The sequence below is a fragment of the Leptospiraceae bacterium genome, from assembly GCA_025059995.1.
Taxonomy (GTDB): Bacteria; Spirochaetota; Leptospiria; order Leptospirales; family Leptonemataceae; genus SKYB61.
Genome location: JANXCF010000004.1, coordinates 76,768 through 99,969, shown reverse-complemented (window position 1 = coordinate 99,969; position 23,202 = coordinate 76,768). Strand labels below are relative to the sequence as shown.

Here is a 23,202-nt window from a genome sequence, read left to right as displayed (position 1 = left end):
TTATCGAAGTTCTTTGTATAACTTGATGGCGTATCGGTCTGTCATCCCAGAGATGTAATCGCATACAACTCGATGAATACCGAATTCGAGAATTTTTTCTTGATACTGAATTGGAAGCATTTTGGGATGATTTAAAAATTCCTCAAAAAGTAGTTTTAGGATTTTTTCAGCTTTTCTTTCCATCAAAGCAATCTCTGGGTGATAATAAAGATTTTTCTTTAAAAATTCAAAAATCGTATCAGAAATATGTCGAAATTCATCTGAGTTTCTAACGGGATTTTGTTTTTTCTGCAAGGAATACACATCTTGAATAGATCCTAATTGCAGGGAGTCTAAGTTTTTTTTTGAAGTTTCGACGAAATCCCTAATGAAAAGATTCAATGAATGTCTTATCATCATTCTCACTTTATATGAAGTTCTTGCCTTTGTGAACTTTGTATTCCATTCTTTTTCTAAGTAATGATAAATGTTTTTCCAGTATTCCAATTCCAGAACTTGGTCCAAGATTAAATATCCTGAGTCGATACCATCTTCTAAATCATGATGTAGGTAAGCAATCCGATCACAAGTATCGACGATTACCCATTCCAAAGGTGGAAATTGATTTTTCTTTTCTTCAAAAAGTTCTTTTAGATGAGTATCTTCTTCATAGATTTTATTATATTTCATCAGACCTTTGATGGTTGCTTTGGATAAATTAAGACCTCGACAGTAAGGATATCGATCTTCGAGAACTGTCACAATTCTTAGATTTTGTTTGTTATGTTCGAAGCCATTGTGATTTTCCATGATTTTATCTAATATAGATTCACCTTGATGACCGAATGGAGGATGACCTATATCATGAGCTAAAGCAATTGCTTCAGCATAATCTTTATTTAGTTTCAGCATTCCCGAAATGGATCTTGATAATTGGCTTACTTCTATACTATGTGTCAACCTTGTCCGAAAGCTATCGCCTTTGTTGTTGACAAAAACTTGGGTTTTATAGCCAAGTCTACGAAAAGCCTTCGAATGAATGATTCTGTCTCTGTCTCTTTGAAAATTGGTTCTGTAAGGATCCTCTTGTTCTTGATAAAATCGACCTTCGTGAAGTGTATTTTTTAACGCATAAGGTGCAAGAAATTGATCTTCAAATTCTTCAATCTTCATAGCTTTTTTATCTATGAAAACAAAATTTATTTTTTTAATCAACAATTTAATAATATGATTGTTTTCTCTTGATTGCTCTTTCAAAAAGAAAAATTTATCGTTATGAAGAACTCTTTCGGGATGATTTTTTTTGTTTTATTTTTCATAAATTATTGCACGTTCTTTTTTAAAGAAAAGGTTCATCAGTTTGGTGTTGTGAAAGTTTATAAAAACCAAATACCAATGCAATGTGCAGAAATCAAAGGATTAAAAATCAATGAAGTAAAATTAGCTTACTCAGAGGAGGAATTGATACAACATTACAAAATGACTTTTCTCGTACATTTTCGTGATGGTATAAGTCCCATTTTGTATGGTTCTATTTATCATTTTGATTTTGATCAGAACTTCTTTTGTATGGCATTGCCTAATGGTTCTATTGCTTCTTTTTATGATCATTACATCAATGGCAAAAGTAATGTAATTCAAGAAATCTGCTACCCTATCAAAACATGCGAGATTTATAGTGATAACTTTATTCTAAGAAAAATGAATTAGCCCTCTTCTTCTATGCGTCTTTTCTCTTGTTTGAAAATAGCATAAATCCTACGCTTTTCTGAGTTAAAAAAGTTAGGTCCTCCAATTTTCAAAGTAAGGTCGAAATATTTTTGTGCTTCTTCCATATTACCGCTATACCAATGGGCAATGGCAATGTTCCAGAGAGCTGACTTAGATGTTCCACCAGAGTAGGTTAAAGCTTCCTCCCATGATTTGATGGCTTGTTCTACATCTCCTGCTTCAATCCAGCGGATTCCATCAACAAGCAATTGATTAATCATTTTTTTGTCACCTATTTTTACATTATCTTTACTTTCAAGTGGTATATCTAATGTAATGATTTGTGGTGATAATACATTTGCTATCTCAGTTGTTGCTAAATCAAGAGCTTGATTAAAAGCAACTAATTCCGAAGGACATTGAATATTACCCGCTTGATTTGCTAACCTTACTGGCTTTTGAACAGAATGACTAATAGATTTACCTGTTTCTACATTTACAATAGTTCCTTCCAGAAATACGGTTAAGTAAAGCACACCTGTTGGACGAGACGTTGTTGTATTGTCTATTTTTACTTCAACCCCACTAGCCGCCAATGCGAGTTGTAATGCTACTGCTGCGGCAGCTACTGCGTCCGTGATTAATTCCACTTTGCATTCAACCCTTGGAATGGCTGTCATGTTCACAAATATAAGGTGATCCACTTCTAATTCCAATCCTAAACGCTTTTGTGCTTGAGTAATACCTGTTTGCGTTCTTGCTAATTCTTGATATCTTTCGTTTCTGCTATCAATATCAAGAACAGTATAATATCCGTATTGTTGGAGTTTAGTTTTCATTGCTGCTCTCATTGTTTCATTAAGCTCAGAAGCTAAACCTAAACGATCAAAACTTCTTCGTATGGCTGGTGGAGGTTCCTTTGCTATTACCGCTACTTTTTTCTTTCCATCTAATACAGAGCGTAATTTCTGTCCTTTTGTTCCTTCAGGAAACTGAGGAAATTTGATAGAAACCGCAGTGGCACAATAAGAAAATGTAAAAACTATAGCTGTTAAAGTTAAAAACCTAACGATAGAACCTATATGATTGTAATGAAATGAAAACATAATTCTTGTGCTGAAGTTTTCATCACTAATATAAAATTACTTTATTTTTTTCAACTACTTTTTTTGTTTTTATTTAAAACTCAATTTTACTTTTTTGAGTGGGAAAAATTTTGTTTTCATAAAACTTAAAGTCTTTTTTCAAAATGGAATCTTTGGGTATGAGATAATCAACTTTCAAAGAATTTAAAAAAATTGGAGCTAGGTAAAGAACAATCGAGTAATTAAGTCCAGTGCTGGCTATAATAATTTTCCCTGTGAAACCTAATTTTCTTGCTTCTTTAAGGAAATTCAAACCTGCTAATTGACTTTCCATCGTGATATCGGTGATAATCATGTCAAAATAATCTATGTCGAAATTTTGTAGTTTATTTAAACCATCTTTACCTGAGTATGCTCTTTCTAAACGATAACCCCTTTGTTCAAAATATTCTTGGATTAGCTTTGCATATTTATCGTTATCATCAACAAGTAAAATTGTTTTTTTCATTTAATTCTCCTTTCTGATTTCAGAAGTGACAAGTATTTCTCTGCTGATTTCTTGAAGCTTAGAATATAAACCTGTTTTATTCATCAGGTCTTCATGAGTTCCCATATCGATGATTTTTCCTTTGTTTAGAACTATGATAACATCGGCTTTTTCAATCGTAGATAGTCGGTGAGCTATAATAAAAGTCGTTCTGTTTTTAAAAAGTCTTTCTAATGCTCTTTGAAATAACCTTTCACTTTTAGGGTCTAATGCTGAAGTAGCTTCATCAAAAATTAAGATCTCTGGGTTGTAATAAATGGCACGTGCGATAGCGATTCTTTGTTTTTGACCACCTGAAAGATTGATACCTCTCTCGCCAATCACTGTGTCATAACCTTCTGGTAAAGATTGAATGAAATCATGAACGTACGCAAGTCTTGCTGATTTTTCTATTTCTTTTAGGGAAAAATTAGGAGAACCATAAGCAATATTTTCTTTAATGGTTCCGTAAAACAAAAACGTATCTTGTTGAACTATGCCAAATCGACTACGATGATCTTTTATACGAAATTCTCGAATATCGATACCATCGAATAGTATTCTACCTTCTGTAGGATCAAAAAATCTAGCTAACAAATCCATCAAGGTGGATTTTCCACTTCCACTTTCTCCAACAATTGCCACAGTTTGACCTACTTTGACTTCAAAGTTGATATTTTCTAGAACTTTCTGTTCTGTTCCTGGGTATTGGAAAGAAACATTTTCAAATCTGATATAATGCTTTAAGGGCTTTTTAATCTTTGGATTGAGGGGATCTTTGATTTCTGGAAGGATACTAAGAAATTCTTTGATTCTTTGAATTATAGTTGAAGCTTGTTGGAGCTTCCCTATCATGCTGGAGAATTGGATTATCGGTCGAATTATGAATAACGTAGTTAATAAAAAGGCAAAAAACTCACCCGTAGTGAAATTTTGATGATCTATGTAATATATCCCCAATCCTATCAAAAACAAAGTATATAATGTTGATGTAAGTTCAATGATGTTCGGTCCCATTTTTAAATAGTAAATTTCCTTAAAACTCCTCCAAGTAAACCTATGGTTTTTTTGTTTCAACTGTTCTAGGACTCTATCTTCTAATGAGAAATAGCGAATTGTTTTGATCCCATTTATAAATTCTTGCATAATTGATGAAAGTTCTGCTAATAGATTTTGACTTCTTTCTGTTGATTTTCCAATTTTTTTTAGAACTAACATCATGGGAAATAGAATAAATGGAAAAGAGAGAATAGAAATTAAGAAAAACTTATAATTTAAATAAATGAGTAAAAAGAGGTGAGTAATCAAGTAGAAGATATTGGTTATGGTATCTCTTATATTACTTGATATTATTGGTGTTAAAAACTCAATGTCGTTTACTAAACGACTAAGCAATATACCTGATTTTTCTTTGTAAAAATAATGCAAGGGAAGTTCGTGAAGTTTTTGGTATATTATTTTCCTTATGTCTCGAATGACTTTATATCCAGAACCAGCAATGAAACGTATCGAAAGTAAATGGAGCAATAACTTTAGAATGTAAAGAATAAAAATCAAGATAGAGCTCAGTATTACAATCTTCAATGCACTAAAACCCATCATATTGATATTTAGTTTGGTTCTAACTATTAACTGAAGTTGAATTATTTCGATGGGAGTAAATTTGCTCCAATGATGATCAGACAATTTATTTAGATAGTATAAATATTCTTTCGATAGTTCCTTATCTATTTTTTTCACATTTGAAAGTAGAGTTCCTTTACTGATTGCGTCTTTTTCGTTTTGATTCGTAAATGTTTTAGAGTTGTTTTCATCATGATAAATCCTTATTGTTTTTTCAAGTAGGTTTCTTTCTTTTTCACTTATGGGAAAATAAAACTCCTGTGATTTTGAACCGAGAGCATCAAACAAGGGGATAAACAAAGTCAAACTAATCCCGTTGAGGATAGAAACAAAAAAGGCTAAGATCAACCCAATAGTTAATGGAATTCGATAATGTTTAAAAAAGGAAATTAACCAAAAAAAATTTCCTATCATCTCAGATTATTTAAAGAGAGTTCTAACGATTACTTTTTTACGTCAAGTTCAATCTCCATGACTAAAACATTAATGTATTAATTTTTATTGATTTTGAATGTTATTTTTTTACTTTTTGTTTTTTTGATAATTTGATAAATGAATTCTAAAAGTTTATATCTACATGTATGAAATAAAAATTTTTTACGTAAATAAATTAAACGATGATAAAGGATAATATAATGAAATTTTATGTAAGGCTTATATATGGAACAAAAAAAAGAATATAAATTATTTTCTTTTACCCCCGAGATCATGCAGCAAATCTTAGAGACGAAAGAAATTCCCGTTCATTTTTACAACAAAGAAGGACAAATCATAATTTACAAGAAAAAAGATGCAACTGATGTAGAAATTGAAAGATTATTTCGGTATACCCAGCAAGGGAAGTTATACTATGATGTTGATGATAGTGAAACTCTTGGATTAAAAAAGGAAACTCGAGAGATCCCAGAAGGTTTTACAGACACAAAGTTATTAACAGAAAAAACAGCAAGAGACTTAACTTTAGAAACAAAACAAATACTTGCTAGTCTGCGAAAAACAGCTATTACTTCAATCCAAGTTCGAAGAACAAGTGAAAAGTTAACTCAGGTCTTTAAGGATTTCGAAAGTAATCCTGATTATTTAAATGGATTAATCAATATTATTGAACTTTTGACAGATAGCAAAAATGAGTATGAAATAGAACTCGCTACTAAGAGAGTCGTTGTTGCGATGGCAATGAAAACTCGAGGTGTTAGTGCACAAGGTTATAGAGATGATGGAACTTTCTATCAAAGAGTAAATCACTTAATGATGAGTGCTCTTTTGTGTGATGTTGGTTATCAAAAAATGGTAATTCCAAAGGATTCTACTTTAAGTGAAAAAGATATGAACTATTTACGAACTCATCCATTATTATCTTATATTTTGATAGCTCATGAGCAAAGTATTAGTCATCAAGTGAAAAGAAATATCCTTTATCACCATAGACCTATGAGGTATGATCCTGGAACTAATAACTATCCTTCAAAATCTTTTTTAGTTCAAGAATTAAAAAAGATTTACGAGAGATTTAAGTTTGATTTGAACAAAAAACCACTATTAGATGATATAAGAATTCAATTAAAATTTTTGTCAGAAGACATACCTTATGATGAAGATGCTGCAATCTTAGCGGTTTCTTCTGAGTTTGCTTCATTAACATCAGATGTTCCTTGGAGGAAGGCTTTTACTCCAATACGAGCTATCCAAATGATTGTAAATAATTCTTATTTTACATATCCAGAGCGTTTACTTCGTGAGTTTTTAGATTATACTTCTGTTAGCTTAACTGATAACAAAAAAGCCTTTCGTGAAGGAGATTTCGTTGTGATGGCTAATACTACAGCAAGCGGTAAAACTTACTTTGAGGCAGGTATCATAACTACAACCAATCGATATATCAGTAGACCTGGAATTGATCGACTTGCAACAATTAATCCTATAGTAAAAAAAGTTCCGAAGTTACATTTTGCTGGTTTTGATTTTTCGACAGCTATATTGGATAGGCGTTTCGCTCATTTTGAGCTCCTACAGGACGATACCCGAAGAATAGTATATATTGTTAATCCTGATTACGATCCAGACTTGTATGAATCTCTATTTCAACTAATTAAAGGAAGAAAGACTCGAAGAGAAATATCCACAGGAAATGGAAAGCCACCAATATGAAAGAAGTTTTAGATGCCGTTGAAGAAGACAAGCAAGCTGGATTGCACAAAGATATTGATGGACGCTTATACTTTGTTCCAAGAAAAGTAAAGTTTAAGACGATTGAATTCAAAGAAGAATATATCTTTTCTCACTCCTGGGGAATTTTCCAAGAACCTTTGGTTCCCATCGATTGGAAATCAAATGAACATGACCTAGATAAAAAAGTGATAAATTTTTCAAAAGAATGTTCCCTTAGATTCCATCATCTTTGGTATAGATATATTGATATCATGATTGCAAGAAGCCTTTCTTTAAATGATAAAAACATCTTTATAAAAGATTTTATAAAACCTTCAATCTTTTTAGATTTAGGAGTTCCAGAGAATCCTGAATGGTCAAATGTTCCGTATAACATTCAACAAAAGATCATCCAAGAATATCGAATATCATTAAAATATGAAAGAAGAAAGCGAATCTTTTATTTGTCTGAATATCTACAAGATTTAACCAAAGATTTGATTGATTATCTATCACCTTATGAACCTTTTTGGAAATTACAAGAAGAAAAGTTGAAACAATATGAAAACCTTAGAGAATCAATTCAAGAATTACATAAATTGCAATTTTTTCAGTTTTTAAAAGGTACCTTAAATGAATTTCTAAGAACCAAATTAATAAATGCCAACGTTTTGATCCAAAACAAAATGATTGCTAATATACAATATCAATTAATGCAAACAAAAAACTATATTTTAGGATATTTTGAAAGAAAAGCAATCATTGAATTCTTAATAAAAAATCAACTTATAGACTCAAAATATAAAATCTTATATATTCTGAACGAATATACCCAATTTCCTAATGAAGTTGAAAGATTCATGAGAAAAATCTACTATCTAGAAGCTCAAATCAACAAAGAAAAACTCAAAAGATTAAAAAAAATATACAATGAATCTCGAAACTCACCTAAAGACTTTGTATTTTTAGAAAAAGAAAAAGTGCTGGAATTTGCTACTACCTCAAGAGAAGAAGAATTAATCCAAGAGAAGATTAATACCATTTATAAATTAACAGAATTCTTAGATTTACTTCACAATCAACTAATAGAATTTTTCATTCAAAAACACCAAGAAAATCAAATTCGAGCTTTAGATGATTTTTTTAAATTCTTTTCTTCAGTCAAAGAAGAAGTTTTTAATAACTCATATGAAGTATCCCCTTTAAAAAGAAAGATCTTGGATCAAATCCGAGAATTTTCCAAAATCAATAGCGAGATTTACCAGTTTTACAAAAATAATCTTTTTAATGAAGTGAAGTTGTTTATACCTAATCCAAAATATAGAAATCACTATGAAATCCCAAATCATTTTACAGTTGGAAATCCCTTTCAAGAAAGAGAAATCTTAGATTTTTGTAAAAAAATCATTCAGGAAAGACTAAAACCCATTCGAATGGCATCAAATGATTATTCCCTTTTGCACACCGAAAAACACGGGATTCTAACACTCAATCCTGTTCTTAAACTTTGGAAAAACCAGATTCAAATCCAAAAAGATTTACCTGAAATCATTCAACTTGAGTTAAATACCCCTATTGTTGTTGAATGTCTGTTAGAACTGGCACAATTAGTTGATAAGGATTTACCTTCTCGAGAAATCAGAAGAGGTGCTATCATCAAACAAGCAAGAGGAGTTGAAAATTTAGAAAATTTGTATATTATGATCATTCCTGGTTCTTGTTATCCAATAAAAGAGATACCATCATCACACTTTCCTGAGTTTCAAAACAAAATTATTGGTGAAAAACGTAGTTTTAGTGAAGTAGGAGTTGATGAAACCCATTATATTTTAACTGGAGCTTGGTACAATAAAGATAAACACACATTGTATTACCCCATAGGTGGAGATAATGCAGAACTATTAAAACGAATTTATCTTGGGATTCGAGAAAATGTTGTTCCTGCTTTTTTCTTCGCATTGGGACAGTTTGTTTTTGAATGTCTGTCAGAAGATGTTCTCTACTATAGAACTACCAAAAAAACCTTTCGTGAAATTTTACTCAAAATCTATCAATCTCAAGATTTAAAAGAAAGCGAATTAAAACGAGTTCGATTATTCTCGAGAGAAGAAATCAAATTCCAATTTGCTATTTATTATTCCCAATTAATCATGGAAAATCTCACAGGTGGGTTGCACATTCATAAAAAAATACCAGAACTCTACAAATGGTTTTTTGAAAATTTAAGCATCCAAAGTATTTTTTCTTTGGATAGGGAACATCGTAGAGAAATACGTCTGCAAGCACAAAATATCATTTACAAATATAATGAAAAGTGGCTTGAACTAATCAATCAAAAATCGAATTGACTCAAGACTTAATTATGAAAACTTGAGATTAATCGGGCTGTAGCGCAGGGGTAGCGCACACGTCTGGGGGGCGTGCGGTCGCTGGTTCGAATCCAGTCAGCCCGATGAAAAATTATTTTTGAAATTCATTTAAGTCCCTCCCAAAGTTCTTTTTCTTTTTGCTTTCGATGAATCACTTCTTGATAAATTTCTTTAGGTGGTGGAGAAACTTCATTTCTTTGGTGGATTATCAGTCTTGACCATTTACGTTCCGCCATTTCACATACATCTTTAATATTTCTTCCTGAAAATCCCTGACTGATTTTTGCTAATTCTATCACTTCTTCGTTTTTGAGGTGCTTGATGTATTTTCGAAAGATTTTATATCTCTCACTAGCATCAGGCAAGGGAAAGTGAATGATCACATCAAAACGAGAAAGTAATGCATGATCCAAATCTCCAGCTCTATTTGTTGCTCCAATGGTAATAATATTTGGATTGTTTTCTAATCCATCAATTCTTCGAAGTAGAACTGATAATAATCTTCGAGTTGCTTCAACAATCCCTTGATCACGAGACGTAGCTAAAGAGTCAATCTCGTCTAAAAACAGAATGACTTTTTCGAATTTTTCTGCGTGATCAAAAACTTCTGATAAATTTTTTGCTGACTCTCCATAATACTTACTAAGAATGTTTTCAATTGGCACATATACCATTGGTATTCTGGCTTCGGATGCTATGATTTTTGCCATCGTGGTTTTTCCTACACCTGGAGGTCCTTCGAATAAGATTGCTGATGGGTAGTTGGGGGTTCTTTTCCCACGTGATAATTCACTCACTTTTAAAAAAACATCTTGATGTTGTAATGGCAAAAGAATAGTTTCTTGGATTTCTTGTTTGATTTCTTGATACCCACCTAAAGTTTCCCAATCTTCATCAATTGCAGTGATGAATTTTCGATCCTCATTTGGGATATTTTCTATGTGAGAGTAAATTTTTGTTCCTAATTGAACCAACTTTTCTATGTGATTTATTTTTTGAGTTTTTTTGAGAAAATATTTTAATACCTCGATGATAGCATAAATTTCTTCTTGTTGTAGATTTCCTATTTTTGTGATTTCTACACGGTTGATGTTGAAAAACACGAATTTGAATTTGATTTCATGAAGAAAATTCTTAACTTCGTAAAGGTTTTTTCCTAAAGATTGAAAGATGATATAATTACTATCAAAAGTATGGATACGTATATTATCTATGTATTTTTTTATGATACCTATGCATTCAAAGATATGTTCTTTTTTAATGTAATGAACAAAAAAGTTTAACTTGAATTCACCTTTTTCGAAAGTGATCAAAGGAAGTTCTAATTCAGAATTATCGATTTCTTTTTGGATTTCGTCTTCGATTTGTTGCTTTGCTTTAAAAAAATCGATTTCTGTCATTCTTAAACCTAAAAAAATCATTAAGAATGAAAATCAATGATTCTTAAATTTAATACTTCATGCAATTTTGTTCGTAAGAGTTTTTCTAATTCCATTTGACGATTATTTTTTTAAGTTTTTTCTGTTTGTTTGTGAATAAGCGATGGAAACCACCCTTTGAAAAGGAAAAATTAGCGAGATTATTCATTGTTGCTATATATGATGAAGAGAATCAATTTCGAATAGAGAAATTCAAAGAAAAATTTCAAAATTTTTTTGGAAAGATTGACTTTGAGCTGAATATTCGACCATTGTTAGCGATTCCCTCAAATTACATATCCAATAAAGAATATGGGATTTTTCATTTGTTTAGTTTTGAACGACCTATATCCAGAGAAGAAATTGTTGATATAAAATACAAAGTTTTGAAGTTAGAAAACCATTACCAAAAAGAAGGTTTCCCCATCATAGAGCTAGATGTAGGTTATGTAACAGAAATACAAGCAATACGAACAACAATTTCAGAAGATATCCATCGAATATACTTGTATAAAAAAATATACTCTGAGACTCTTTACTTTTTCGATAAGAATACCTATAAACCTTTTATTCATACACCGAAATTTTATCGTAGCCCTGACATCATTACGTTGTTTAATGATTTAAGATTGATATACGTTAGTAATATTCCTCAATAGGAACGTTATTTTGATTGTATTGATTTAGAAATAATTTTTTTGTATTTTTTAAATTCGAAAAAAACATTATTGAAAATTCTTCAATAGAAAATAAATTGTATGTATATGAGGGATGATGAAATATTTGAAGTTAAAATCGTCGATATTTCTGTGACGACGGTGGGATTTGCTCTGATTTTCAAGCCAGCTCATTTTTCTACGAAGGAAGCTGTTCCCATTTTTATCGGACCTTTAGAAGCTTATTCAATTTCGAATGAACTCCAAGGTATTAAAAGCCCTCGGCCTAATACCCATGACTTAATGTCTAATGTTTTGAATTTATTAGGCGCAAGGATACTGCGTGTCATTATCAATGATTTGATTGGCAGTATTTTTTATGCTACCATCGTCCTACAATTCGAAGATCGGATATTAGAGATTGATGCTCGTCCGTCTGACTCTGTTGCATTGGCAATAAGACTGGGTTGTCCAATCTATATGCATAAAAAAGTCTTTCGAGAAAGTGCGGTTGTCATTACAAATGAAGATGATGATGTAACTTCACCTCAACCTCAGGAAGATGTAGTAACTCAAAAAGAAAATCCTCTAAAACAAAAATCAAAATTAGAGATACTACAAGAACAACTGCAAAAAGCTATTGAAGAAGAAAACTACGAAGAAGCTGCAAGAATCCGAGATCAAATCAAAGAACTCCAACAAAGAGATAATTAAAATTTACTTTTCATGCAAACAAACTTCTTTTTTTTGTCAATATACCATACCATAGTATTGTATCAGGAGAGAAAATGGATTTCATAGCCTCAGTCCAGAAATACTATAGCGAAGAGGTCCAAGACATTAATGATCTCAAAACAAAAGCATGTTGCACAACAGAAAGTTATCCTAAATACGTAAGCGATGTGCTTCCGTTAATTGCTTCAGAAATCAAAAACAAATACTATGGTTGTGGTTCGCCAATTCCTACAGTCCTAAAGGGCTTGAAGGTTCTTGATATAGGTTGTGGAACAGGAAGAGATGTTTATGTTCTTTCGAAACTTGTGGGAGAAGAAGGTTTCGTTTGGGGGATTGATATTACCAAAAGTCAAATTGAAATTGCCAAAAAGTATATTGATTACCATACAGAAAAATTTGGTTATAGAAGACCCAATGTAGCTTTTATCAATGATTTGATTGAAAACATAGAAGACTACTTCGAAGAAGAATCTTTGGATTTAGTGATATCCAATTGTGTATTTAATTTGATTTTCGACAAAGAATCAGTTCTAAGATCAATCTATAAGATTCTAAAACCGGGTGGAGAGTTTTATTTTTCTGATAATTATGCGGACCGAAGAATCCCCGACCATTTGAAGGATCATCCTGTTTTATATAATGAATGTCTTAGTGGTGCTTTGTATAAAAAAGATTTTATACGACTCGCACGTAAAGTAGGTTTCATGGATCCAAGAGTGGTATCTGAAAATACTATTAATCTTAGTAATCCCGAAATCGAAGATTTGGTAGGAAACATACAATTTTATTCCATAACATATCGCTTATGGAAAATTCCAGGGCTTGAGGATGCATGTGAAGATTATGGACAAATCGCCATCTATAAAGGAGGAATTGCAGAATCACCTCATAAGTTTGTTTTAGATGCAACCCATATTTTTGAAAAAGGAAAACCCGAACGTGTTTGTGGTAATACGACTTTAATGCTCAGTGCTACCAGATTTCGACCTTATTTCGAAATTATCGGAGATTTCAGCACTCATTATGGTGAATTCAAAGAATGTGGCACAATCACAACAACTACAACAAATAGTTCTGGTTGTGGATGTAGCCTCTAATAGGGTTCACGATATTGAAATCGATGAATAAGGATTTTTTTCAGTAAAAAAGAAAATACGTTGTCAATTGATCTTTCTTTTCGAAGTTTGAGGGTGATTTTTTGTTTTTGTGGGATTTCGTAGGGTGGTTCATAGAGATCGTAGAAATCTAAAAATTCTTTCACTCCCGCATCACTTATTTCGTTTTCGGAATTTTCTCTTTTTTTGAGTCGTTCGATTATGATTTCTTTTTTTGTGTCAACTTCTATGAACCAGCACTGAACATTTTCCTCAAAAGTAGCAAAAAGAACCATATTTCTTAGCTTTCGGGTAGCAAAAGTAGCATCTAAAACAGAAACGCCTTTTTTCAATGCTTGATCAATACCATCTCGTATCATCTTGTTATAAACAACCTGAGTAATCAGTCGATTGTATAGTTTTTGTTTTTCTTCTTCAGGAGTTCTTTTGAATTTGTCTAAGTAAAATAACTCTTTTCGAATCTCATCTGAAGAAAAAACTCTTGTTCCAAGTAGCTCTGCGAGCTTTCTTGCTAAGGTGCTCTTTCCTGAACCAATCCTTCCCATAAAAACAAATACGGTCGGATGAATGTTCTTTAAAGCATAACTCAAACTCAGCTGAAAGTATTTTTTTGCTAAAGATATGGCTTCTTCTTTTTCTGTTTGATTTATATCTTTATGTAAACTTTTCAGAGTATAAACTTTTCCTCTTACAAAAGCACGATAACATCGATATAGATCCTGTAGAAGAATGATTTCATAATTATGAAAAAATTTATAAATATTTTTTATAAAATAATATGACTCACGATAATATCCTAAGAATTCTAAATCCATGCAAAAAAAAGCGATATCACTTGCGATGTCAATATAACGAAAATCAGGATTAAATTCAATACAGTCAAAAATACAAACCTTTCCGTTTTGTATTATGATGTGTTCGATATGTAAATCACCATGGCATTCTTTTACCCATCCATCTAATTCTCTTTTGCGAAGCAAAGAGTAAAATTTTCGAAAATAAAGAAGATTAAATCTTTTAATGATTCGAAATGCGATAGGAGTTATGGTGTAATTCACAAACGAAGAACAATCATCAAGATTTTGAAAAATAATTTCTTTTTGGGGATTTTTTGGAGCTCTAGGAAGAGTCTGATATATCTCAATCAAACGTTCAGTGATCTTGTTTAGTTTCTGATAATGAATTACTTGATTCCTAAGAAAGTCTTTCTCTTCGACATAATACATCTTGAGCGCAAACTCAATCTTTTGGTTTTGGAATTTATTTTTGAGTTCGTGGAATTTGTGCATGGGTTGCAAGTTATCGAGATTTTCTATTTCTTCTTTGGAGTATACGTCTAAAAACTCTAATTTATGGCTATTGTGATCATAATGGAGTAAAACAACGTTGATGTAGAGCTCTGGACAAAATCTTTTGTTAAGCCGAAGTTCTTCTGATAAGTAAAAAAAACGTTTATCTAATGTGGAATAATCTAAAAAACCATAATTTACTGGTTTTTTGACTTTATAAACAAAAGGTTTTGTGATGAATATGAACGAAGCATGGGTTTGTTTGATCATTACTTCTGTTTTTAAAAAAGGATATGTTTCTTTTTTAGATAGAGCTTCTATGATATACATTTGTTTAAATGGATGTGTTTTTTTATGTTTTTTGTCAATAGAAAGTTGGATTGTAGTTGAAGGAATTTTGGTTTTATTTGTTGTAATTTCTATGAGTCTTATTGAAGAACTCAAGCAAATTCGATACAAACCCATTTTCATTCCCCCAGAAAAGGGAATTTGGGGATTTGTGATTGAAAGTTTGATTTTGGGACTTGTTATTTCTGAGGGAGTGGGAAAGTATTTTTTAGCGATTTTATTAATTACATTTCCTTTTGTAAAACAAAACCTAAAAATTTTTTTACAGGACGTTTTCTCGAAAAGAAAGTTTCTAAGAAAACATGTAGCTTTTTTATTTCTGATTTTGTTTTTGATTTTCTATCTTGTTCTTTTGTATTTTACTTATCGATTCTCTCATTTTCCTTTTTGGATATTTGTTCTCATAGCGTTTGGTTTGGGGTTGTTGTTTGTGGTGCTGGAAATCAAAGGTTTTTATCAGCATTTACTTTTAGAAATAGCGGGAACGTTTTTGTTTGTTCTCATCGCAGCTTCGATGTCTACTACCATTGAGTGGGATACCTCAAAAATCGAATTGATTTTTATGATTTTAGGATTTCGGAACCTCACATCTATTCTTTTGACCAGAGAATTGATAGATTATATCAAATACCGAAAAACTGACATGTTTTGGTATATCCTCATTGCATCCGTGATTGTTTCATTGATGTTGTATTTTTACTACTTCATCCATTTACCACTTCTTACTATTTTTCTTTTTTATTTATTTGTGTATGTGATCATTTATCAATTGATCAAAATACAAAAAATCTATAAGATTCAAACGTTGGGTTGGGGACAAATCATATTGGGGATTTTATATGTAATTTTGTGTTCTTTTTTTTATGATAAAGTTTAAAATTACTTGTAAGTATTTAGTTTTTCACTAATTTTTTCTTATGACAAACAACAATTATCTTCAAGAACTCGTAGAAAAACGCCTAAAAAAACAGCTAAAAAAGTTTTTGAACTTTCATGAAAAAAAAATCAAAGAAGAAAAACTTGATCCAGAAACAATTCATGAATTCCGGGTTCGAATCCGAAAAATTCGCTCAATTTTAGAAGAATTCGTAAATGAAATTCGTTTTGATATCAGTATTATCGAAAGCCTAAGAAAAGTTTTTCGAAAAGCAGGAAGGGTTCGTGATTATGATGTTCTTATTGGACATTGGATAGAATTAAGAAATGAATATCATGAAACCAAAAAAAAAGAAAATGAAAATTCAAAGAAGTATAAAGAAATTTTAGATTTCCTTAAAGATTGGGAAAAACACATAGAGAAAAAAAGAGAAAAAAAATTCGAAGAATTTAATGAATATTTAAACTCGGATAAATTCGAAGATTTACTTAAAGAAATAGAAAAACTCAAAGAAAATCTAAGTTTTAAAAATTTTTACCTTTCTGATATGAAAACCAACTCAATTGCTAACTTGGTATTATCAAAGTTCTTCAAACTCTTTTCTCATAGTTATTTTTATGTGGAACATGATGATATCTATGAAATTCATCACTTTCGAAGACAAGTAAAACGAACAAGATACTTTTTAGAGTTTTTTAAGAAATTTTATAAAAAATCTCAATATAAAGATATTATAGAAAAGCTAAAAGAACTTCAAGATACAACAGGCTTATTGGTAGATTATTATGTTCTTGAGAAGGAATTAGAAAAATTTGAAAACCAATTCATCAAACAAAATGATCTTATTTTAGAAACACAAAAAATTTATGGTATGATCGAGTCAAAAAAAGATGAATTATTAAAAAAACTTTATAAATTAAAAAAAGAATTCCTTGAGCTCCAGGAAGATTATGTTTCCATCATCAAAAATGAATGTAATTTAGAAAATATTAAAGTAAAAGAAATCGAATGAAAAATAAAAATGTGAGGAATATAAAAATATTTGAGAGTTTTTATTTAAGTAAAATATTAAATTTCATAAACAATCCAAAAAGTAATTGTCATTTTTGTATTAAAATTTTTCTTATTCATCAATATGGATTCTACTTTTCTTAGTGCTTTACCACTAATTATTACTCTTTTTTTAGCTACCTTGATCCCAGCTGTATTTTTAGTGGCATCTCACTTTCTTGGTCCTAAGAACAACCATCCTTCGAAATTATCTCCTTACGAATGTGGTATCCCTACGAAAAAAACCATCGGTGATGCAAGACATCGTTTTCATGTGAAGTTTTATCTTGTTGCTATGTTTTTTTTGATATTTGATGTGGAAGTTTTATTTCTTCTTCCTTGGGCAGTATGGTTTCAAGATCAATTTCTCTATGGGATCATTACAATGTTTATTTTTATATTTGTCTTATTCTTTGGTTGGTTTTATCTATTAAAACGAGGAGGTTTAGAATGGGAGTAAAAACTTACAATCCAAATGAGCAATTACCTTATATAACTACGCGAAGGGAGGCTGTCTTAGCATGGGGAAGAAAAAACTCTTTATGGCCCATGCCCTTTGGAACTGCTTGTTGTGCGATAGAATTTATGGGAGTCGTTTCATCAGTTTTTGACATATCGCGTTTTGGAGCTGAATTGGTTCGTTTTTCACCAAGACAATCGGATTTGCTGATAGTTGCTGGGACAATCACTTACAAGATGGCACCAATCCTTAAGCAAATTTATGATCAAATGTCAGAACCGAAATGGGTGATTTCAATGGGGGTTTGTGCCTCCTCAGGTGGGTTTTATAATAACTACTGCACCATGCAAGGAATTGATCATATTATTCCTGTGGATGTTTATATTGCAGGTTGTCCCCCAAGACCAGAAGCCATCTTAGATGCTGTTATGAAAATTCAAGAAAAGATTGAAAATCCAAAAACAAAACCACCGGCTCAATTCAAAGTAAAAGAACCAAAATTTGATTATTAGGATTTATTATGGATAATCAAAGTTTACTAGAGCATATCAAAACAAAACATCTGAGCGAAATCATTGATGCTTATGAGGAATATCAATATCTAAACGTAATCATCAAGCCAGAATTCATAAGAAATATCATTAGTTATTTGCGAGATGATCCAAATTTAAAGTTTGAAATGCTTGTGGATTTGGTTTCTATTGATTACAGTAAGTATCCTGAAAAGAAACTTGGGCGTTTTGGGTTGGTTTACCATATGAAGTCTTTAACCCATAATCATAGGGTAGCCATTCGAGTGTTTTTACCAGAAGAAAATCCAGAGATAGATAGTATACATGACTTGTACAAAAATGCCAACTGGTTGGAACGAGAAGCCTGGGATCAAATGGGAATTCGATTTCGAAACCATCCAAACTTAAAACGTATCTTGAATCACAAAGATTTTGTTGGTCATCCACTACGAAAAGATTACCCCATCGATCGAAGGCAGTGGTTATCAGAGCCAGATGATTTAATGGATGAAATGGAAAAACGACTAAAAGAAAAAGGTATCATACTCAGAAGAGGATAATATGGAAAAAACAATCGGTAAAATCATAGACTTCGATGAGGAAGCAGCTGGGATACAATTCACTACAGGTATTGATCCAAAAGAATTAGTATTTGTAAATATTGGTCCTAGCCATCCAGCCATGCACGGAACCTTACGGGTTCTAACAGCACTTGATGGAGAAACCATCATAGCGGCTGTTGCCGAGATGGGGTATCTACATCGAGGTTTTGAGAAAGACTGCGAGATACATGTCTACCAGCAATGCATACCCTATACAGATCGTTTAAATTATCTATCAGCAATTATGAACAACATTGGCTTTGCAAAAGCCGTTGAAAAGATGTTGGGTATTACCATACCAGAAAGAGCTAAAGTGATTCGAGTGATTACTGCTGAGTTGAATCGAATCATCGATCATCTTGTTTGTGTGGGAACGAACTTAGTGGATTTGGGAGCTCTTACAAATTTCTGGTATTCATTCAATGTTAGGGAAAAAATTTATGATATATTAGAAAAACTCTGTGGGGCAAGGCTTACTTCCAATTACATAAGAATTGGTGGTTTATCACGAGATACATATCCAGGATTTGAAGATGAGGTTTTACATGTTTTAGATGAAGTATTGAATGCGGTTGGTGATATTGAACGTTTGACGGAAAAAAATCGAATTTTCTTGGATAGAACTCAAAATGTAGCTATAATCAGCGCCGAAGAGGCAATTTCTTATGGCTGGACGGGTCCTACCTTGCGGGCATGTGGTGTTGATTATGATTTACGAAAAGTTGAGCCATACTATGATTATGAAACCTATGATTTCGATGTAATCATAGGAACCAAAGGTGACAACTTTGATAGAATCTACGTTCGAATCTATGAGATCAAAGAATCCATAAAAATCATTAAACAAGCCTTAAAGCGATTAGTGCCAGGACCTATTATGACGGATGACAAAAGAGTAGCACTACCACCAAAGCATCATACATATGGAAACATTGAAGGGTTGATGCAACACTTCAAAATCATCATGCATGGTATTCAACCACCTATGGGTGAAGTTTATGATTTCACTGAGTCATCAAACGGTGAGTTGGGATTCCATATCATTTCTGATGGAGGAAAGTATCCCTACCGGGTGAAATGTAGACCTCCTTCGTTTATGAATTGGGCTGCTTTCCCTGATTTAATAGAAGGTGGTATGATTGCTGATGCCATCGCAACTTTGGGAACCATCAACATCATAGCAGGAGAACTCGATCGCTAAGCTGTTAAGGAGATAGTTATGGCAGTAAAATTCTCAGAAGAAGCTCTAAAAGAATACGAAGAAATTACAACACATTATCCAGATAGAAAAGCAACTTTACTTCCAGCACTGTGGATAGCTCAAAGAGAGTTTGGATATATCTCAAAAGAAGTTATGGAGTATGTAGCTGAGTTGGTGGGAGTTCCGTTTGTGAGGGTTTATGAAGTTGTAGAATTCTACACCATGTATCATAAGAAAAAGCCTGGAAGGTATCATTTACAGTTATGTCAAACCTTATCTTGTTATTTGGCTGGAGCAGAAGAAATTCGAAAATACATCGAAGAAAAACTCAATCTTAAACCCGGTGAAACAAGTGAAGACGGACTCTTTAGCTTTCAATTAATGGAATGCTTAGGTTCATGCCACACAGCTCCCGTTGTGCAAATCAATGATGATTATTATGAAAATTTAACTGTCGAAAAGTTTGATGCCATAATCCAAGATTTAAAAAAACATAACTAAGGATGTATTTATGGAAAACATATTAATTCTTACAAAAAGATTTTCAATTCCCAATGCAAATCAATTAGAGGTCGCATTAAAGCATGGAGCTTACAGCTCGTTAGAAAAGCTTTTTTCCATGAAGCCAGAAGATGTGGTAGAAGAAGTAAAAAAATCAAACCTAAAAGGAAGGGGAGGTGCTGGATTCCCAACAGGCTTAAAGTGGAGTTTTATTCCAAAAGACACAAAAAAACCCATCTATCTTTGTGTAAATGCTGATGAAAGTGAACCTGGAACCTTTACAGACCGCTATATCATGGAATACGATCCCCATTTGTTGATTGAAGGGATTATCAACACTTCTTATGCCATTAAGAGCCACACTGCTTATATTTACATTCGAGGTGAATACGTAAAACAATATCAGATTTTATCGAGAGCTCTAGAAGAAGCAAGAAAAGCTGGATATGTTGGTAAAAATATCTTAGGTTCAGGGTATGATTTGGATATATGGTTGCATCGAGGTGCGGGAGCTTACATTTGTGGTGAAGAAACAGGCTTAATAGAATCCCTCGAAGGGAAAAAAGGTCAACCCAGAATTAAACCACCATTCCCAGCAGTAGAAGGTCTTTTTCGTAGTCCAACGATTGTCAATAACGTAAAAACTATTGCCAGTGTACCATGGATTGTGCTTAATGGTGGAGAGGCTTACGCAAAAATAGGAACGAAAGACTCAACGGGAACAAATATCTTTGGTGTATCTGGACATGTGAACCAACCTGGTTATTGGGAACTTCCTTTTGGGATGAGGTTTTTGGAATTTTTGGAGAAATACCCAAAAGGAGTAAAAGGTGGAAAACTTAAAGCCCTGATTCCCGGGGGGTCCTCGACGCCAGTGCTTACTGCTGAAGAATGCGAGGATCTTTATTTATCTTATGAAAGTATGCTGGCACATAAAACCTTCTTAGGAACGGGAGGAATGATCGTTATGAATGAACATACGGATATGGTAAAAGCTCTTAAGACTCTCACGAGATTTTATTCTGAAGAATCTTGTGGTCAATGCACGCCATGTAGAGAAGGAACGTCATGGTTGGATCGGCTATTGGATAGGATCTTAAACAGGGAGGCAACAACGAAAGAACTGGATCTACTCATTGAAATATCAGACAACATGGAAGGAAAAACCATTTGTGCTTTGGCTGCTGCTTGTGCTATGCCAGTTCGAAGTTTCGTGACAAAGTTTCGTTCAGATTTCGAAAAATACGTAAAACCTATTTCCATACCTGTTCATAAAGTTGCAGAAAAAATCATCCAAAAAGAACCAATTGCTTCGTAGGAGCATAGAATGACTCAAAATATCCACGACATCCAAGAAAGAAAAAAAATTAAAATCAAAATCAACGATAATGAATATGAAGTCCTTGAGGGAATGAACATTGTTGAAGCCTGTGATGCCTATGAAATCCCTTTAGAGAGGTTTTGTTATCATCGCTACCTTCCTGTTGATGGGAATTGTCGAACATGCATGGTAGAAATTGAAACACCTCGTGGAAGAATGCTAACCATTGGATGTAATACAAAAGTTCAAGATGGGATGGTTATTTATACCAACTCTGAAAATGCTATAAGAGCGCAAAAGTCTGCCTTGGAATTTTTACTTTTGGATCATCCATTGGATTGTCCTATTTGTGATAAAGCAGGGGAGTGTTCTTTACAGGATAACTACATGGATTTTGGTAGGTATGATTTTCGAAGGATTGTTCCGAGATATTTCAAAAAAGGAAAAGCAATCAATGCTGGGGATCATATTGTTCTAGATCAAGAACGATGTATTTTATGCACACGTTGTATTCGATTTTTGGATAACATAACACAAACATCTGAGTTAGGGATCATTCATAGAGGTCATGCCTCAAAGATTTCCACTTATCCGGGAAAGCCCATTTCCAATGACTACTCTGGTAACATCACAGATATTTGTCCAGTAGGAGCTCTTACTTTAAAAGAATTTCGATTTAAGCAACGTGTCTGGTTTTTGAAGAAAACAAAATCCATTTGTGTTGAATGTGCTCGTGGGTGTTCTATAACAATGGAACAAAACTTTAATAAAATCTGGCGTTTCATGCCTCGAGAAAATCCTCATTTGAATCGAGTATGGATTTGTGACAAAGGAAGATTTTCTTTCAAGAAGTATCATGAAAATCGATTGTGGAATCCAATTTTGAATCAAAACGAAATTGATTTAACACAAGCAACGTTAGAATTAGAAAATGTATTAAAGACATACCACTGGAACGAAATAGGATGGATTTTAGGTCCGTACTCTTCAATGGAGACGCTTTACATCGCAAAAAAATACTTTGGTGAAAATGTGTATGCCTTGATACCACCAGCTACTGGTAAAAAAGACGAACTCCTTCAACTCCCGCAAGAATATCCCAATGAGCAAGGAATACGATTCTTCGGTATGAATGTCCATCAGCAGGAACTTCAATCTAAAATTGAAAAAGAGCAAATTAAGCTTTTGTTCATCGTAGAAATCGACATTTATCGTTTCTTGGCGAATTGGAGGGAGCTCATAGAAAAAATTCAAGCGTTGCCTTATAAAATCTATTTTACCTCTTTTCAGGACGAAACCAGCAAACACATGGATTTAGTAATCCCCGTTAGAAGTCACGCTGAAATAGAAGGAACATATATTAATGCCACTTCACTATTACAGAAATCAGAAGCATCGATTGAGCCCGAAAATTCTTTTATCTCTAGTAGTGCCGTTTTACTTTCTCAAATAGCCTATTTAGCGGGAAGAATACCAAGAATCTTCTCATCAAATTCAGAAATATACAATGAATTTAAAAACGAATACGAAGAATTAAAACAATATAGTTTTTCGAATATCCCTGATTTTGGTATCAAGCTAAGTTTACCTAAAATAGCTAATGAACCATTTCAAGGAGTGAAGGTTGATTTCAATATCTTCATGATACCAGAAACACAACTCACAAAAATGAGGTAA

21 protein-coding genes and 1 tRNA gene are annotated in these 23,202 nt (G+C 32.6%); 16 read left to right on the top strand and 6 right to left on the bottom strand.

Annotated features, from left to right (window positions below; all coding sequences use genetic code 11):
* Positions 1-1,152: a dNTP triphosphohydrolase gene (gene dgt, locus NZ853_07035; GenBank protein MCS7205433.1), complete on the bottom strand. Its 1,152-nt coding sequence runs from the start codon at positions 1,150-1,152 to the stop codon at positions 1-3.
* A 102-nt stretch (positions 1,153-1,254) separates the two neighbouring features.
* Here dgt and NZ853_07030 point away from each other — a divergent pair, with 102 nt between their 5' ends.
* Complete coding sequence (locus NZ853_07030; protein ID MCS7205432.1) at positions 1,255-1,689, top strand: hypothetical protein; 435 nt, start codon at positions 1,255-1,257, stop codon at positions 1,687-1,689.
* Here NZ853_07030 and NZ853_07025 read toward each other — a convergent pair.
* From NZ853_07025 to NZ853_07015, 3 genes are all read right to left on the bottom strand, one after another.
* The gene (locus tag NZ853_07025) at positions 1,686-2,795 is read right to left on the bottom strand and encodes a hypothetical protein (GenBank protein ID MCS7205431.1); all 1,110 of its coding nucleotides are present in this window, start codon (positions 2,793-2,795) and stop codon (positions 1,686-1,688) included. The two genes, NZ853_07030 and NZ853_07025, sit on opposite strands and share 4 nt — an antisense overlap.
* Positions 2,796-2,868: 73 nt before the next feature.
* Complete coding sequence (locus tag NZ853_07020; protein ID MCS7205430.1) at positions 2,869-3,282, bottom strand: response regulator; 414 nt, start codon at positions 3,280-3,282, stop codon at positions 2,869-2,871.
* Entirely contained in the window at positions 3,283-5,337 is a 2,055-nt protein-coding gene (locus tag NZ853_07015) for an ABC transporter ATP-binding protein/permease (GenBank protein MCS7205429.1), read from the bottom strand.
* Between the two features lie 246 nt (positions 5,338-5,583).
* On the opposite strand from NZ853_07015, the gene NZ853_07010 reads away from it, so the two are divergent.
* From NZ853_07010 to NZ853_07000, 3 genes are all read left to right on the top strand, one after another.
* Complete coding sequence (locus NZ853_07010) at positions 5,584-7,071, top strand: hypothetical protein (protein ID MCS7205428.1); 1,488 nt, start codon at positions 5,584-5,586, stop codon at positions 7,069-7,071.
* Entirely contained in the window at positions 7,068-9,419 is a 2,352-nt protein-coding gene (locus NZ853_07005) for a hypothetical protein (protein MCS7205427.1), read from the top strand. The genes NZ853_07010 and NZ853_07005 overlap by 4 nt, the downstream gene beginning before the upstream one ends.
* 33 nt (positions 9,420-9,452) lie before the next feature.
* Positions 9,453-9,524 (top strand) — tRNA-Pro (locus NZ853_07000).
* 20 nt (positions 9,525-9,544) lie between these two features.
* On the opposite strand, the gene NZ853_06995 is transcribed toward NZ853_07000, so the two are convergent.
* On the bottom strand, positions 9,545-10,840 hold the full coding sequence (locus tag NZ853_06995) for an ATP-binding protein (protein ID MCS7205426.1): 1,296 nt from the start codon (positions 10,838-10,840) through the stop codon (positions 9,545-9,547).
* Between the two features lie 131 nt (positions 10,841-10,971).
* Here NZ853_06995 and NZ853_06990 point away from each other — a divergent pair, with 131 nt between their 5' ends.
* The 3 genes from NZ853_06990 (at position 10,972) to NZ853_06980 (ending at position 13,346) form a co-directional block, all read left to right on the top strand.
* Positions 10,972-11,517: a DUF4416 family protein gene (locus NZ853_06990; protein MCS7205425.1), complete on the top strand. Its 546-nt coding sequence runs from the start codon at positions 10,972-10,974 to the stop codon at positions 11,515-11,517.
* 105 nt (positions 11,518-11,622) lie between these two features.
* Complete coding sequence (locus NZ853_06985) at positions 11,623-12,228, top strand: DUF151 domain-containing protein (protein ID MCS7205424.1); 606 nt, start codon at positions 11,623-11,625, stop codon at positions 12,226-12,228.
* A gap of 74 nt (positions 12,229-12,302) precedes the next feature.
* Complete coding sequence (locus NZ853_06980; protein ID MCS7205423.1) at positions 12,303-13,346, top strand: methyltransferase domain-containing protein; 1,044 nt, start codon at positions 12,303-12,305, stop codon at positions 13,344-13,346.
* Here the strand turns inward: NZ853_06980 and NZ853_06975 are convergent.
* The gene (locus NZ853_06975; GenBank protein MCS7205422.1) at positions 13,343-14,983 is read right to left on the bottom strand and encodes an AAA family ATPase; all 1,641 of its coding nucleotides are present in this window, start codon (positions 14,981-14,983) and stop codon (positions 13,343-13,345) included. The genes NZ853_06980 and NZ853_06975 overlap by 4 nt on opposite strands.
* On the opposite strand from NZ853_06975, the gene NZ853_06970 reads away from it, so the two are divergent.
* The 9 genes from NZ853_06970 to NZ853_06930 all read left to right on the top strand — a co-directional run bounded on the left by NZ853_06970 (position 14,973) and on the right by NZ853_06930 (position 23,202).
* Positions 14,973-15,878, top strand: coding sequence for a hypothetical protein (locus tag NZ853_06970; protein ID MCS7205421.1), 906 nt, complete (start codon positions 14,973-14,975; stop codon positions 15,876-15,878). The two genes, NZ853_06975 and NZ853_06970, sit on opposite strands and share 11 nt — an antisense overlap.
* Positions 15,879-15,918: 40 nt before the next feature.
* Positions 15,919-16,890, top strand: a complete 972-nt coding sequence (locus NZ853_06965; protein ID MCS7205420.1) for a CHAD domain-containing protein — start codon at positions 15,919-15,921, stop codon at positions 16,888-16,890.
* 123 nt (positions 16,891-17,013) lie between these two features.
* Complete coding sequence (locus NZ853_06960) at positions 17,014-17,388, top strand: NADH-quinone oxidoreductase subunit A (protein ID MCS7205419.1); 375 nt, start codon at positions 17,014-17,016, stop codon at positions 17,386-17,388.
* Positions 17,379-17,900, top strand: coding sequence for an NADH-quinone oxidoreductase subunit B (locus tag NZ853_06955; protein ID MCS7205418.1), 522 nt, complete (start codon positions 17,379-17,381; stop codon positions 17,898-17,900). Before NZ853_06960 ends, NZ853_06955 begins: the two co-directional genes overlap by 10 nt.
* 8 nt (positions 17,901-17,908) lie before the next feature.
* Positions 17,909-18,460: an NADH-quinone oxidoreductase subunit C gene (locus NZ853_06950; GenBank protein MCS7205417.1), complete on the top strand. Its 552-nt coding sequence runs from the start codon at positions 17,909-17,911 to the stop codon at positions 18,458-18,460.
* A 1-nt stretch (position 18,461) separates the two neighbouring features.
* Entirely contained in the window at positions 18,462-19,703 is a 1,242-nt protein-coding gene (nuoD, locus tag NZ853_06945; protein MCS7205416.1) for an NADH dehydrogenase (quinone) subunit D, read from the top strand.
* 18 nt (positions 19,704-19,721) lie between these two features.
* Positions 19,722-20,204, top strand: a complete 483-nt coding sequence (locus NZ853_06940; protein MCS7205415.1) for an NAD(P)H-dependent oxidoreductase subunit E — start codon at positions 19,722-19,724, stop codon at positions 20,202-20,204.
* 10 nt (positions 20,205-20,214) lie between these two features.
* Positions 20,215-21,522 carry an NADH-quinone oxidoreductase subunit NuoF gene (gene nuoF, locus NZ853_06935; GenBank protein ID MCS7205414.1) on the top strand — a complete coding sequence of 436 codons (1,308 nt, stop codon included), beginning with the start codon at positions 20,215-20,217 and terminating at the stop codon, positions 21,520-21,522.
* Positions 21,523-21,531: 9 nt separating this feature from the next.
* Positions 21,532-23,202: a 2Fe-2S iron-sulfur cluster-binding protein gene (locus NZ853_06930; GenBank protein MCS7205413.1), complete on the top strand. Its 1,671-nt coding sequence runs from the start codon at positions 21,532-21,534 to the stop codon at positions 23,200-23,202.